The sequence below is a fragment of the Microbulbifer sp. JSM ZJ756 genome (assembly GCF_044383805.1).
Lineage (GTDB): Bacteria > Pseudomonadota > Gammaproteobacteria > Pseudomonadales > Cellvibrionaceae > Microbulbifer > Microbulbifer zhoushanensis.
Window position 1 is genome coordinate 61,640 of sequence record NZ_JBISER010000008.1, and the last position, 16,110, is coordinate 77,749.

General features: G+C 58.8%; 7 protein-coding genes. 6 read left to right on the top strand and 1 reads right to left on the bottom strand.

The features are described 5' to 3' along the window. Window positions 1-55: 55 nt before the first annotated feature. From ACH6CX_RS13495 to ACH6CX_RS13520, 6 genes are all read left to right on the top strand, one after another. Window positions 56-2,953: a TonB-dependent receptor gene (locus ACH6CX_RS13495; RefSeq protein ID WP_232941191.1), complete on the top strand. Its 2,898-nt coding sequence runs from the start codon at window positions 56-58 to the stop codon at window positions 2,951-2,953. Window positions 2,954-3,184: 231 nt separating this feature from the next. Continuing rightward, window positions 3,185-5,962 carry a TonB-dependent siderophore receptor gene (locus ACH6CX_RS13500; protein ID WP_232941190.1) on the top strand — a complete coding sequence of 926 codons (2,778 nt, stop codon included), beginning with the start codon at window positions 3,185-3,187 and terminating at the stop codon, window positions 5,960-5,962. A 306-nt stretch (window positions 5,963-6,268) separates the two neighbouring features. Further along, window positions 6,269-8,887 carry a TonB-dependent siderophore receptor gene (locus ACH6CX_RS13505; protein WP_232941189.1) on the top strand — a complete coding sequence of 873 codons (2,619 nt, stop codon included), beginning with the start codon at window positions 6,269-6,271 and terminating at the stop codon, window positions 8,885-8,887. Window positions 8,888-8,969: 82 nt separating this feature from the next. Next, on the top strand, window positions 8,970-9,899 hold the full coding sequence (locus ACH6CX_RS13510) for a class I SAM-dependent methyltransferase (RefSeq protein ID WP_396675558.1): 930 nt from the start codon (window positions 8,970-8,972) through the stop codon (window positions 9,897-9,899). 513 nt (window positions 9,900-10,412) lie between these two features. After that, window positions 10,413-13,322, top strand: coding sequence for a TonB-dependent receptor domain-containing protein (locus tag ACH6CX_RS13515; RefSeq protein WP_396675559.1), 2,910 nt, complete (start codon window positions 10,413-10,415; stop codon window positions 13,320-13,322). An 87-nt stretch (window positions 13,323-13,409) separates the two neighbouring features. Beyond that, complete coding sequence (locus ACH6CX_RS13520; protein ID WP_396675560.1) at window positions 13,410-15,233, top strand: tetratricopeptide repeat protein; 1,824 nt, start codon at window positions 13,410-13,412, stop codon at window positions 15,231-15,233. A 53-nt stretch (window positions 15,234-15,286) separates the two neighbouring features. Here ACH6CX_RS13520 and ACH6CX_RS13525 read toward each other — a convergent pair whose 3' ends face one another. Beyond that, entirely contained in the window at window positions 15,287-16,012 is a 726-nt protein-coding gene (locus ACH6CX_RS13525) for a 2OG-Fe(II) oxygenase family protein (RefSeq protein WP_232941185.1), read from the bottom strand. Window positions 16,013-16,110: the final 98 nt, after the last annotated feature.

The following is a 16,110-nucleotide window of genomic DNA, read 5'->3' on the forward strand; positions in this document are numbered from 1 at the left end:
AACAGCGGCATATCCGGCCAGGCCGGCCGCCGTTGGTGCGAAACGGGCAAGCAGATTGATTAGACGGCTCTGGGCCACACTGTCACTGGCGACTCTTGCAGCGCTTCCGGCGTCTGCTGGTGCTGCCTGCCCGACTTCCGGGATCCAGCTACCCGCCGGCAAGCTCTCCAGTGCCCTGATCACCCTGGGCCAGCAATGTAAGATTTCCGTGCTGGTGCACGCTTCTGCAGTAAACGGCTATACGGTGCCGAAGCAGGAGCTCCCTGCGAAAGATGGGGATTTCGTCGCGGCACTGGAGCAGCTACTGGGCGGCTCCCCCTTCGATTACCGCCGTATCGGCCCGGCGGCCGTGGCCGTGGTGGCACGGGCAGCGCCGGTCGAGCAGTCCTCCGGCGACCAGCCACCATCGCCCACGGAGGAGATTACGGTAACCGGTCGCAGCCTCACCGGCACCCACTTGCGGCACAAGCGGCTGAGCAGCTACGCCCCCATCGATATCCTTGCGCAGCCGGAGCTCGAGATCACCGGCGCACAGACGATTTCAGAACTGCTGAAATTCCTGCCGGCGGTTTCCGGCAACTCCACCAGCACCTCGGTCAGTAACGGCGGCGATGGCACCGCCAATGTAACCCTGCGCGGACTGCCCGCCAGCAACACGCTGGTGCTGATCAATGGCCGGCGGATTGTGAGCAACGGCTTTGGCGGTGAGACCGCCGACCTGAACACCATCCCCCTCTCTGCCGTGGACCGGATTGAAATCCTGAAAGATGGCGCCTCCGCTGTTTATGGCTCAGACGCCATCGCCGGCGTAGTCAATATCATCCTGCGCCGCGACTTCGAGGGCCTGTCGCTCAACACCTATTACGGCGCCGCCGAGCAGGGCGACCAGGAGACCACATCGAACCACCTGACCTGGGGCCAGGCATTCGAGAACGGCCACCTGATGTTCAGCCTCGCCCATTACCAGCAGGGCGAACTGAAAAGCCGTGATCGTATACTGTCCGCCACTGCGGACAACCGTGACCGGGGCGGCACAGACTTGCGCTCGGCAGCCTCGCCCAACGGTTTTATCGGCCTCGCTGGTGGGAATATCGTCACCACCACCAGTGATGGTGAATATCGCCAGTGGACCCAGGAAGATCGCTACGATTACAGTGAGTTCACCACCGCAGTAGTGCCATCTGAGCGCTGGTCCGCTTATACCGCAGGGGAGCTGGTCCTGCAGGACAACAGCACCCTGTTCGCCGAAATCATGGGCGTACAGACCCAGGCCGAAACGGTTTTTGCCCCGACGCCCGTTTTCACCCGCTTCGATAATGGCGACCTGGAAATCAGCGCCGACAATATTTACAACCCGTTCGGTGAGCCTCTTACCGATGTGCGCAAACGGGTACTGGAGCTGGGCCCGCGCGAGCAGGAGAACCGCACCGACACCTGGCGGGCGAACACCGGCCTCAAGGGCTCCTGGGACAGCTGGCAGTGGGAACTGGCCGTAGGGCTTCACTACACCAGGGCCGAGGAATCCCTCAGCAACCTGATTGACCCCCAGCGCCTGTCCGCCGGACTCAAGGGGGCGAGCTGCACTGACAACCAGGATTGTGTTCCGGTCAACCTCCTGGGCCCCAGCGGCAGCATCGACGGCAGCCAACTGGACTTCATCCGCGCGCAAAGCCGCGTTACCGGTGAAACCGAAATGATGTCGCTGACTTACATCACCGACGGCATCCTCGCCAGTTACAACCAGGGCGACATCCCTGCCGCCGCGGGTATAGAACTTCGCAGCGAAGCCATTGATTTCCGCTCCAGCGATGCCGGCGGGCTGTCAAAAATTGGCGGCATCGCCGCCGGTGCCGCCGAGGGCAGCCGCTTGGTGGCCGAGGCATTTACCGAAATATCGGTTCCGCTGCTGCACGAGCAACTCTGGTTTGATGCTGCCCTGCGGGTATCTGATTACAACGATTTTGGCAGCACTGCCAACCCTAAAATGGCGCTGCGCTGGAAGGCCATTCCATCCCTGATGATCCGCGGCACCTATGCCACCGGTTTTCGCGCGCCCAATCTTGTGGATATGAACCAGACCGGTTACCAGAGCCAGGAGTTCCTTTTCGATCCCTGCAGCCGGGCGGACGCAGACACCCTGCCCGGCTGTACCGGCGTGTCTGACAGTTCGCGCATCCAGTTCCTGACCGAGTTCGGCGGCAACAGTGAGCTGCAGCCTGAGACCTCCGACAACCGCACCATCGGTATCGTCTGGACACCGGAAGTCGTGGAGGGCTTCGCTGCGACACTCGACCTGTTCGACATCCGCCAGAATGATGTTATCGATACCAGCCCGCAGTACCTGATCGACCAGAACGCCAATCGGGGCCTGTTCACGAACCGGGTGCTGCGCGACGCGCAGGGGGATATCACCAAGATCATCGCCACCCGCCTCAATATCGGGGCGCGCGAGGTCCGCGGACTCGACCTGGCCCTGCGTTATGAAAAGTCCTCCGAGAAACTCGGCCAGTTGCGCTGGTCATTCAACGCCAGCCACCTGCAACGGTACCTGAACCAGGCCGCCCCCGGGGCGGAAACCGAGGACCTCACCGGGACTTTCGTGGATCCCGCCAGCGGTGGCGCCGGCTCCCTTCCAGAATGGAAAGCCAACACCGGCATCTACTGGAAACGCAAGCGCTGGGAAGGCGGCTATACCATCCATTACGTGGATGCGCTGGAGGAAACCTTTACCCGCGGTACCACTGCTGTAACGCGAAAGATCGACAGCTGGACCAGCCACGACATGCAGGTGGCCTATGCGGTGCCGCGCGGTTTCCGCGTGGCGCTGGGAATTGACAACCTTTTCGACCGCGCCCCGCCTTTTGCCGCCACCGCCTTCAACGATAATCACGACGGTCGCACCTACGACCTGAGCGGTCGTTACTGGTATACCACCCTCTCCTACAGCCTGTAATGGCACCCAACCGGGTCATCCTCAAATGATGAACCTGCGGCCTTAAATCCTGCCTGTGGCATTTTATTTATCGATCTGCCGCGCCTTCGGCGTACGAATGTTCGAAGCAAACTTTCCATGTAGAAAAAATGTTCTAGTGTTTTAGCAAGCCTCTGTTGATAGAAGTTTGCAGTTGTCATGGAGGGCACTGCCGAATTCGGCGTTTAGAACCGGTATCAGGAGAGGTATACCATGGACAGATCCCGTCTATCCCGGGCAATCAAGGGCGCAATCGCAGCCACCGCCGTATCTACAAGCTTTTTTGCCACTTTGTCGTTTGCTCAGGAAGTGGAGGAAGTTGTCGTTACCGGTACACGCATCCAGCGTGCCACCGATGCCACCAGCGCCACCCCAATCAGCGTTTTCGACGCCGCGGCACTGGAAGCATCCGGCCAGACAACGCTGGAGGATTTCCTGCAGGAAGTTCCATCAATGACCGGCGGCCAGCTGGGCTCCTCGGTCAACAACGGCAACCCCGGCCTCGCCACTGTTTCATTGCGCGGCCTGGGCTCTTCCCGGACACTAATCCTGCTGAACGGTCGGCGCCTCAGCTCATCCGGCCCCTCCACCGGCGTGGTGGACCTGAATACCATCCCCACCACTGCGATCGAACGCGTGGAAATCCTGCGGGATGGTGCGTCCACCATCTACGGTTCTGACGCCATCGCCGGCGTGGTCAACATCATCACCAAAAAGAATTTCGAGGGCGCAGAAGCGTTTTTTGATGCGGGCACCTCCCAGGAAAACGATGGCCAGGAATACCTTGCCGCCTGGACGTTTGGCGCGGCCTCGGAAGACGGCGATGGCAACGTAATGCTGAACATCCAGTACACGCGGCGCCATGATATTTTCCAGGGCGACCGCAAGTTCTCCGATTGCCCGCTGTTTGAGAGCGGCGGCTCAGTGCTTTGCGGTGGCAGCAGCTATACCGTGCCCCCCCGGTTCTTCAGTGAGAGCTTCCCCGGCGGCCCCATCCTCGATGCCAATACCGGACAGATCCGGCCCTTTAACCCGGCCGGGGACGCGTTCAACTACGCGGAAGTCAGTTACCTGATTACCCCGCAGGAAGTGGTTACCTTCTACGGTTTCGGTGACAAGGAACTGTGGGACTGGGAAAACTTCACAACGTTTGGCACCTTCGGCGAGCTCCTCTATGCGAACCGGCAATCTGACCAGCTACTGGCCCCGGAAGGCACCTTCTTCCAGCCCACGGCGCCGGCCACCAACCCCGGCAACCCAACCGGAGAGGACGCCATCATCCTCCGCCGGCTGGTGGAAACCGGCGGACGCTCTTTCAACCAGGACCTGAGCATGTGGAGGGGCGTGGTTGGTTTCGACGGCGAAATCTGCAATGAGTGGACCTGGGATATTTCCTACAACTACGCCCGCTGGGTCGACTCGCAGATCGATCGCGGCCGCTCTAACCCGGGACGCTTTACCACCCTTCTGGATCCGGCCCTCTGTGCGGCCGACGAGGACTGCGCTGCGGCGGTGGACGAAGCCGGGGTAACCGCCTGGGACCCCTTCCGGCCGGGCACCTTTACCCAACCGCTGCAGGACTACGCACTGGTGGTCAATTCGCCGGTGGAAAAAGCCACCCTCAACAGCCTGCAGGCCAACCTGGTCGGCGACTTCTATGACTGGTCGATCCCCTGGGCCAGCGAGGCCCCCGCCTGGGCCGTGGGCTATGAGCGGCGCCGGGAGCGCACCGAAGTCACCGTCGACGGCGCCGCGTCACTGGGACAGATCTACTTTGTCAGTGGTGTGGACTGGGGCGGCGCATATGACGTGGATGAATTCTACGGTGAGGTGCGCCTGCCCATTATGGACGGCCGTGACTGGGTAGACCTGCTGGCGGCCGAACTGTCGTTCCGCTACTCCGATTATGACACCATCGGCAGCGACACCACCTGGGCCGGTGTACTCGAATATGCGCCCATAGAGCAGCTCCGCTTCCGCGGCACCTATGCCGAGGGCTTCCGCGCGCCGGGCCTAGATGACCTGTTCCTCCCTCCGACGCAGTCGGCAGAAACCTATACCGACCCCTGTGTGAACTGGGGCGGCAGCAATAACGCCAACGTGCGGGCGAACTGCGCCGCCGATGGTTTGCCCCCCACTTTCGAGCTGGGCAACTCCCAGGCAACCGGTCTCTTTGGTGGTAATGAGGACCTGAAAGCGGAGGAATCTGAGAGCTGGACCCTGGGTATCGTATGGACGCCGACCTTCGTCGAGGATCTGAGTTTCTCCGTCGACTACTTCGATATCTCGGTGGACAACGCTATCGGCACGTTCAACACCAATACCATCGTCAGCAACTGCTACACCAGCCCGAACTTCAGCTCGCCCTCCTGTGACCTGATCACCGGCGCCGGTGCCGTGGGCCTGTCCTCGCTACCCACCAGCCCCCGTCGCGACCAGAGCGGCACCATTGCCGGCCAGCTGTTGAATGCCCAGAACATCTCGACCTTCGAGACCTCGGGCGTCGATTTGGGTGCTGAGTACAGCCAGGACCTGGGCCCGGGTGTCTTTACCTTTACCGGTAATGCCACCTGGCTGGACGAGTGGAAGTTCCAGGCCAGTGAGTTTGAGCCGGAGGTAGACCTGGCGGGTTACTACGGGGTTGACCCGGTCACCACCCGGATCGCAGCCTTCCCGGAATGGAAGTTGTACACCAGCTTCGGTTACGAGTATGACTGTTGGTCCACCAATGTGATCGTACGCATGGAAGGTGCGGTCGATGATATCGACCCGCGGGACGTTGACCTGGCCACCCGGGTGGACGAAACCTGGTATACCGACTTCAACTTCCGTTACTTCCGCTGGGAGAACGTGACCCTGTCCGGCGGTATCCGCAATGTCTGGAACCAGCAGCCGCCCTATGTCACCAACTACGATGACATGAACACGCTGCCGCTCAACTACGACACCGTGGGCCGCTTCTTCTATGGCCGGGTAGCATTCTCCTTCTGACATGCCCCTCCTGCCCCGCCCAAAAGGGCGGGGCAGCCTTCCTTCGCCACAACCCCCCTTACCTGTCCTAACGATATCTACGATCATAATTTGATCATTGTGTCTATTTGTTGTTCGCGACCCTACGTCCCCAAGCTGTCATTAAGCTTTTTCGGGAAAAAAATGAATTTTTTTTGAGGGGTCTGGCGTATGGATCGTCTTAATCAACGTTGGGAGAGAGGTGGCCACTTGGGGGTAGCCACTTCTACAAATCGCCTTCACAGGCAGAAGTACACATAAATCCAACGATTTAAGAGAGGATGTACAATGAAAAAGAACCTCCTGTCCGCCGCTGTGAAAGGGGCCATTGGCCTGACCGCAGCCGCAGTTATGGTTCCTGTAATGCCCGCCTTTGCCCAGAGTGGCGACGCCGCCCTGGTAGAAGAGGTTGTAGTAACTGGCTCACGCATCAAGCGCACAAATTTTGACCAGTCCGCCCAGGTTGTCAGCATGGATCGCACTGACATCGAGGCCACTGGCAGCCTGATGATTTCCGATACCCTGCGCGCAACTCCGCTGAACTCCCTGGGTTCTTTCAACGAGCGCTCCGGTAGCTCCGCACAGTCCAACGCTACCGTTGACCTGCGCGGCCTGGGTTCCCAGCGCAGCCTGGTAATGATCAACGGCCGCCGCATGCCGGGTTCCCCGAACCTGGGCGCTGCTTCCGTTAACCTGAACATGATTCCGATGACCGCCGTTGAGCGCATCGATATCCTGGCCGACGGCGCCTCCGCTGTATACGGTTCCGACGCCGTTGCCGGCGTTGTCAACATGGTAATGCGTGAAAACTTCGAAGGCCTGGAATTCACCACCCGCCGCGGTGAGCGTTCCAATGATGACGGCATCGAGGAATCCTTCGGCTTTATCTCCGGCATCACCAGCGATCGCGGTAACGTGACTTTCGCTGCCGAGTACAACCGTCGTGACCCGATCTTCGACGCCGACCGCGAGTACACCGCTGCCTGGATCCGCGACAATGGCGACGGCCGCCTGGACGCCTACCTGGATACCGATGGCTACTCCTACTACGGCAAGACCATCGAGATCTACGATCCGAACACCGAGTACTACGACATCCAGGCTGCGACCAGCTGCTCCAGCGACTCCACTTTCATGGAGACCGGTGCGGCCGCCTTCGGTGAAGCTGACGGCACCCTGTGTACCTACCCGTACGCCAACATCTCCGCCAACAAGGCCGAGCTGAGCCGCGTCAACACCTTCCTGAGCGCCAACTACGATATTTCCGAGAACGTTGAGTTCTTCTCCAATATCCTGTTCTCCAAGGTAGATTCCTTCGGCCGCTACGCGCCGCCGGCTGCCCCGTGGAACGACATGCCGGCTGACTACGCCGACGTACCGTTTGACGTCGACAGCCTGCTGGCCGACGGCTCAATCACCGAAGACTACGAAGTGAACGGTTACTACCGCTGGACCAACATCGGCCCGCGCGACAACTACGTGACCGACACCCAGTACGACTTCACTGCCGGCTTCCGTGGCGACCTGCCCAACGGCATGAGCTACGAGACCTACGCACAGAAAGGCCGCTACGAGTCCAAGGAAAATGGTAAGTACTACCTGTCTTACCCGGGCCTGGACTACGTCCTGAACAACGGCATCGACCCGTTCTCCCCGGAAGGTGCGGCCGCCATGAAGGCCACCACCTCCCAGGACAACTTCACTGCCCTGTCCAAGGTCTACGGCCACCTGCAGTTTGACGCTGGTGACTGGTTCGGCGCAGGCGAGACCATCGTCCTGAGTGGTGCCGAAGCCTACAAAATCGAGTACGCCAACCAGTACGACGCCGCCTCCGAGGCCGGCCTGGTGGGCGGTAGCTCCGGCAACTCCGCTGCCGGTGAGCGTGACGTAGCCGCGGTATTCGCCGAGGCCATCATCCCGGTTACCGACCAGATCGAGATGAACGCTGCCGTTCGTTACGATGACTACAGCGACTTCGGTTCCAATGTGGCGCCGTCACTGTCCGCCACCTACAACGTCACCGACACCCTGAGCCTGCGTGCCCGCGCCGGTAAAGGCTTCCGCGCACCGGCCCTGGACGAGCTGTACGGCCCGTCTGCCTTCTCTGCGGAAGACGCTACCGATCCGCGTAGCGGCCTGTCCCGTCAGTGGGACACCTACTACTCCACCAACGAAGAACTGGATGCGGAAACCTCCACTTCCCTGTCCTTCGGCGGCAACTGGGAGTTCGTAAGCGGCTGGAACCTGGACGTTGGCTTCTGGAACGTGGAAGTGGAAGACGTGATCATCCAGCCTTCCGCCCAGAGCATCTTCTACGCCCTGGCCTCCGGTGTAACCCTGGATCCGTCCACCGGCATCTACACCACTGGTACTGGCGCGCAGACCGAGTTCTTCTCCCAGACCACCAACGCGGGCATCCTGGATGTTACCGGTGTGGACGTGAAGGTCGACGGTGGCTTTGACACCGAATTCGGCATGATCACCCTGGGCGGCCTGGTGAGCCACCAGATCTCTTACGAGAGCGACGCCTACTACCAGGGCCCGGTACAGGACGTATCCACCTTCAACCTGTACCCGAACCTGCGCGGCCAGTTCATGCTGGGCTGGAGCATGGGTATGCACGCTGTTGACCTGACCATGGACTACATCGCGGCCCACGACGAGTTCACTGACGTGACCGACGCTGGCACCCTGGTCAAGAGCGGCGAGGACCTGGACGACTGGACTACCCTGAACCTGTCCTACCGTCTGGACACCGAGTCTCTCGGCTCCATCAAGGTTGGCGCACGTAACCTGACCAACGAAGATCCGGTACTGGATAAAGATGGCAAGTACGCGCGTGACCACTACAACCTGTATGATGGCACCGGTCGCATGGTTTACGCCGAGTACACCATGAGCTTCTAAGAAGCGACAAAATTCTTGAGGTAACTCGAGAAAAGGAAAGGGCCAACTCTGTTGGCCCTTTTTTTTGGTTAAGAGGTAATCAATGGCTGATCAATGGGATCAATTCTGGCGCCAGGGCTTTATCACCACATTTGGTGGCGCCATGGAAAGCAACTATATCGGTGAGCTGCGCCAGCTGTGGGAATCGCTGTTTGCGACCATGAAGCCGGGCAGCCAGGTACTGGATCTCGCCACAGGCAATGGAGCACTGGCATGCATCGCGGTGGAGACATTCCGGGATAGGGGCATCGATGCCCGAGTGGTCGCTGCCGACAAGGCCGTGATCCCCGCACAGATCAGCGCGCCCAGGCCGATCCTGGCCCTGCGCGAGTGCGTTTCCTTTCACAGCAATATGCCCTGCGAACAACTGGCATTCGCCGACGCCAGCTTTGACCTGGTGACCTCCCAGTACGGTATCGAATACAGCGACTGGCAGTACTCCCTGCCCGAGGTGTACCGAGTATTGAAACCTGGCATGAGTGCTCACTTCGTCTGCCATACGACAGATTCCTCACTACTAGAAAACTCCAGGCGTGAAATTGGCATCTACAAGTCTGCGCTTCAGCAGTACCAGATTTTCGACGCGGCCATGGAATTCTGTAAAAAGTTTTCGCACAGTGCCCCCAAACAAGCGGCTGACCGATCACAAGAGCTGAACCGGGTCATCAACGGGTTTCGGGAGGTCCATGGCGGTGACGAGCTCGGCAGTATTCTGATTGCTGATATTTCAAACCACCTGAGACAACTGAAAACCGCACCCGCGCAAAAGATCACCGACGAGCTTGGAGCCAGGAAAAGTGAATATAATTCAGCATTGCGACGGCTCATGGACATGGAGTCGGCGGCCCTGGCTGAAACGGATTTCGATATCATAAAAGACCTCGCCTACAACGCCGGCTTTTCCTCGTTTGAAGAACAGCAAATTTTCCAACAGGGAAAAAAGCTCGGAACCCACCTGCACCTCACCCGCTAAGGCTTCGACAGGGAGGATACAGATTGCGCCCCGACGAAAAACCGGTACCGGCGAATCCGCGGCACAAAATCTTAAATGACACAAAATAATTTATCGGCGCGAAAGACAGGAAAGGGATGATATATACCCACTTTCTGGCAGCCAAAAAAGAAGGCAACCCCGCCCCTTAACAGTCACCACTCATGCTGACGGGTGGCTGTACCCATACCGGCGCAAACCGAATAGTAATTCGGTAAAAATCAGGATGGCGTAAAAAACTTCTTTCTGTCATTTCGATTCACTCAATCCTGACACTGCAAACTCCCCCACCTGCCAGAAAATACCGGTCAATTATTTTTAACCTGTCGTTAATGCATATTTAACAGCACTTTACAGTCAATTCTCTTTGAGGCTACGTAATTCCTGCACGTCATACTCTTGTTGGGAGGGAAGCGGCCGCTTGGGGGTAGCCGCTTCTGCATCGCCATTTCTGGCAAAACACCAATAAATCCAACGATCAAGAGAGGATTTACAATGAAAAAGAACCTCCTGTCCGTCGCTGTAAAGGGAGCCATTGGCTTCACTGCAGCCGCAGTCATGGTTCCCGCGATGCCTGCCTTTGCGCAGGAAGACGCAACTGTCGTAGAAGAAGTTGTCGTCACCGGTTCGCGGATCAAGCGCTCGGATCTCGAGTCCGTAACGCCGCTGACTTCCATCGGCGCCGAGGAATTCAAGATCTCCGGTAACCTGAACGTAGAGCAGAAGCTCGCTGAACTGCCGCAGACCCTGCCCAGCTTCGGTCCCAGCTCCAACAACCCGGGTGACGGTACTGCCCGTGTCGACCTGCGCGGTCTCGGTTCCTACCGCACTGTAGTGCTGGTTAACGGTCGCCGTTATATCCCCGCCACCCAGACCGGTGTGGTCGACCTGAACACCATCCCGGGCACGCTGATCAAAAGTGTTGACGTGGTGACCGGTGGTGCTTCCGCCGTATACGGTTCTGACGCCCTGGCCGGTGTTGTTAACTTCCAGATGGTTGACGACTTTGAAGGCGTACAGATCACCTCCCTGCACGACGTCACCGCTGATGGCGATGGCGCCAAGAACAACATCGACCTGACCATGGGCGGCAACTTTGCCGACGGTCGTGGTAATGCCACCGTTTACGCTTCCTGGTCTGAGCGTGAAGCTGTTTTCCAGGGCGACCGCGACTTTACCAATGTTGCGCTTGGTGAGAGCGACACTGACGGTGACGGCTTTGCCGACACCCTGGTACCAGGCGGTTCTTCCGGCATCCCCGGAACCCTGGTATTCGATACCGGCACGACCTTTAATGCCGACGGCACTTCCCGTGGCTTCCAGGACCCGGCTGATCGCTTTAACTATGCGCCGGACAACTACCTGCAGCTGCCGCAGGAACGTTTCCTGATCTCCTCATTTGCGCACTATGATGTGAGCGACAATGTCACCGCCTACGGTGAGATGGCATTCTCACACAACGAAGTGCCGCAGGAACTGGCCCCGACCCCGGCGTTCACCACCATTTCCGTCAACCCGAACACCCCGTTCTTCGACGCTGCTTACCAGCAGACCCTGCAGCAGATGAACATCGATGCGGGCCTGGACCCCAACGATCCGGTTGACCTGTTCATCGGTCGCCGCATGGTTGAGAATGGTTCTCGCCAGTCCCTGGATACCCGCGATGCCTTCCGCATACTGGCCGGCTTCCGTGGCGACATCAACGAAGACTGGTCATTCGACACGTACTACAGCCTCAGCAACCTGGAAAACACCAACCTGCTGAACAACGACGTGGCTGCCTCCCGTTTCCGTCAGGCGCTGCTGGTGAACGATGCCGGCAATGCGTGTCAGGATACTTCCGGCGGGTGTGTACCCCTGAACATCTGGGGGCCGGGTAATATTTCCCAGGAAGCCATCGACTTCATCAACGTCGGCGCTTCCAACGTCACCAGCATCACCCAGGAAGTAATGTCCGCGAGCCTGTCAGGCACCCTGGCCACCATCCCGACTGCCGACGAGCCCGTCGCTGTTGTGTTCGGCCTGGAGCACCGTGATGATGAGTCCACTTATCGTCCGGACTCCTTCCTGTCCTCCGGTGACGTACTGGGCTTTAACGCCGGTAAGGCAACCGTTGGTGGCTACAGCGCTTCCGAGGTGTTCTCTGAAATTAACGTACCGCTGCTGGCCGGCCAGCCTGGTGTAGAGAGCCTGAACCTGTGGGGTGCATTCCGTTACTCCGATTACTCCAATATCGGTGCTGTGGATTCCTTCGCAACCGCGCTGAACTATGCTCCGATCGAGATGGTCAAGTTCCGTGCCGGCTTCCAGCAGGCTGTACGTGCGCCGAACGTATCCGAGCTGTTCCTGGGCCAGTCCAACGGCTTCCCGCCGGCTGACGACCCCTGTGCCGCAGGCAATGTGACTCCGGCAACTGACACCAGCCTGTGTAGCGCCACTGGTGCTTCTGCCGGCTCCTTCAACCAGGCCAACAGCCAGATCGAGGGTGTTTTCGGTGGTAACCCGGACCTGCAGGAAGAAACCTCTAACACCGTTACCTTCGGTGCTGTTATCCAGCCGATGGACGGCCTCGACGTCGCTATCGACTACTACGATATCGAGATCGAAGACGCCATTGACGTACTGGGCGGTGGTGTAAGCAACGTTCTGGACCTGTGCTACAACGTTGTAAAGGACATCAACTCCCCGTTCTGTCAGGCGATCAGCCGCCGCGGCGACGGTAACGTCGACGTTGTTAACGTACTGAACGAAAACATCGGTAAGATCGAAACCCGCGGTGTTGACTTCAACGTGAACTACGGCACTGACCTGGCCTTCGGTATCGACGGTGGTTCCTACCTCACCGTAGCGTTCAACAGCACCTACCTGATGGACTTTGACGTAACCCCGATCGCAGAGCTGGAAGACCGCGTAGATAACTGCGCCGGCTACTTCGGCACCATCTGCGGCTCACCGCGTCAGGACTTCAACTGGAACAGCCGCATTACCTGGTCCAGCGGCCCGCTGACCCTGTCTGCCCTGGTTCGCTACATCGGCGCAACTGACGACGACACCCTGCAGGCCATCGAGGGACCGCGCACTGTTGCCGTGACCAACGGCAACATTGACGACCTGATGGACGCAGGCTCTGCCTTCAACAACATCGCTGTTGGCGACGTCGTTACCAACCCGTTCGATGCACGCAACCAGCTGGTAGTGGAGTCCCTGGACGAGCAGTACTACCTCGACCTCACTGTCGGCTATGCATTCAACGAGAACCTGGACTTGAACCTCGGCATCAAGAATGCCCTGGACACCGAGCCCAATGCTCTCGGCGATGCCCAGGAACAGGCGAATACCTTCCCGTCGACTTACGACATGATGGGACCTCGCTACTTCCTGAGCGCCAGCTACAAGTTTGACTAAGTCAGGCTTGTAAGCTCTAGAGGTAAGGAAACGGCGGGCTTTGCCCGCCGTTTCTCTTTTACGCCCCATATGGTATTGATGTACGCCATGAAGACGATCAAAGCCAATCCCCAGACCCTCGGCCAGCTCTACCAGCTGATCAACAGCAACCAGGCCGCACGCGCCCTGCCCCTCCTGGACCAGCTGGCGATACGGAACCCGCGTGATACCAACGTCCTGCACCTGACAGCCCTGGCACATGCGGCAATGGCAGATCACCAACGGGCCATTGCGAGCTTTGAGCGAGCCCTGGAGATTGATTTTCGCCAACCTGAAGTGCACAACAACTTTGCCAACTTCCTGAAAAGTACCGGGGATATAGCGATGGCCCGGCAGCATTACCAGCATGCCACCGAATCAGCCCCGCGCTTTGAGGACGGCTGGCGCAATCTCGCTGTTCTCGAGTACGAACAGGGCAACCTCGAGGATGCCCAGCGGCTCGCCCGTAAAGCCGATGAACTGGCGCCAAAGCGACCGGCCACCCTGACACTACTGGGTAATATCGAGCGCAAACGTGAACACCACGACGCGGCACTGGGTTACTTTGACAGCGCCCTGTCAGTGAAGCCGGAACACCTGACCGCGCTATACGGCAAGGCCCAGGTCTATTCAGCACTCGAACAGGGTGAACGCGCCCTGCCGCTACTGGAAAAGGCTCTGCAGCTACAACCACGCTCCCCGGAGATTCGGTACAGCCGGGCAATGGCTCTGCTCAGCCAGAACCAATACTCCCGGGCAGAGGAAGCACTGTCCGAGCTTCTCACCGACACCCCCCTGTACCTGGATGCACACCGCACCCTGAACGAAATTTTCTGGCAACAGGGCAAGCACTCGGAATTTGGCCAGAGCTACCGAAAAATTCCCACTCAACTGCGGTCGGATATCCGCGTCGCCATGGCGCAGGTTGAGGACCTCCTGGCAGCTGGACGAGTGGAAGAAGCGGAGCAACAGCTGGAGGCCGGCTGGAAAAGCTCTGATGACCCACGCATCGTTTTCCTGCGCGGGCGCATCACCGAGGCACAGGGTAACAGCAGTGACGCCTTGCCGTTTTTCGAACGCGCTTATACGGGCTTTCCGGAAATCAGCGTCGCCAAACAGTTTTTTATTTCTCTCATACGCGCCTGCCAGTTTGAGCGGGCCGAATCAGAAATCGGCCGCTACCTGCAGCAGTCGCCCGACGATCAACTGCTATGGGCCCTGCGCGGCACCTGCTGGAAGATGCTCGGCGACGATCGTTACCGTTGGCTGACCCGGGATAATGCCTTCATCCAGCCCTTCGAAATCCCAACACCCAGGGGGTTTAGCAGCCGTACCGAGTTTCTTGCCCAACTGCGAGAAACCCTGCTAAGCATGCACAATTTGCGGGCACAACCGCTGAACCAGTCAGTGCGCGCTGGCATCCAGACACCTGGTCGCCTGCTGCACAAACACGACCCGGTGATCCAGGCTCTTCGAAACAGCCTTACCGAAGTGGTCAGTAGCTATATTGCGGGAATGCCCGCAGAGGACGACCACCCGCTAATGCGGCGCAGATCATCGCAATTCCGGTTCTCGGGCTCATGGTCAGTGCTCCTCAGGGGCAGCGGCCACCATGTCAGCCATGTGCATCCGCAGGGCTGGATCAGTTCGGCCTTTTACGTCAGCGTGCCGTCCGCTTCCGAAAATAGAGGCAGCGCCCTCCAGGGAGGGGATATTGTCTTCGGGCAGTCTCCTTACGAACTTGGTGATGCCGACATGGTTGAGGAGCGAATCACTCCGGAAGCGGGTATGCTGGTGCTCTTCCCATCTTTCACCTGGCACGGCACTGTGCCACTGCCAGCAACGGAAAAGGGGGAACGGCTTACGGCGCCCTTCGACGCTGTTCCCGCCTGAATGCAGCGGCATCCGTTGCTCCATCGCGGCCCGGCAGAGTAGCTCCATTCGTTTTATCGGGCACTGGGGCTACCGCGCCTTAGCCACCCGGTGATAGAGAAGCGGCTGCCCCCGGCAAATGGTGTCACATAGGAGACTGAATGCTTACGTGGCACCCGGAAAACGTTGATGGCATTGAAAGCCGGTACCAGGCTGTGTGCAACAGAGTCATCCTCATTGAAGATATGGAAAATCCCACCCCAGTCCGACTGCCAGTTCCTGGTCAGGTTAATCACGTAGGCCGCCACGCGATTCTTGCCCTGTACATTGTCATCATGTTCGCGGAGGAAGTGGCCCCGCTCATAGCTGGTGGCCTGGACATCGGCAAAGCTGATCGAATCATCCCCCACCAGCCGGCGCATGGAGCCCAGGAAGGCACTGCTGTTCACCAGCTCATAAATACTGTTCAGTGCGTTACCCGGTAATAAGTTTTGTGTATAGATATCGTATACGGGGATCGTCTTGTAGAAATACTGGAAACCCACCTCAGCCTGGGCCCAGACGACCTCCGAAAGCGTCTCCTTCTGCTGTGACGTCCAACCGGCGTAGTCGCGGTAACTGAGGTCCACATGCTCCCCACCCTTGTTGAAGGCCAGGTTCCATTCGGGCTGGTCGGCCAGCAGTCTGTACAGGGCTTCAGCGGATGATCCCTGTAGGAAATCCGGCACCTGTACAACACCCTCGGTGGCAAATGCAGACCGGTATGGCTCAATGTCCAGGGATGTTGAGATGTGATACATTGCTAGGCCCCGTATGAAAATAATTACCGGGATCAAAAACCAGAAAAAACCTTTCCCGGAAACGGATCTGTCCGGCGAAACAGTAGCTGAAAACGTCG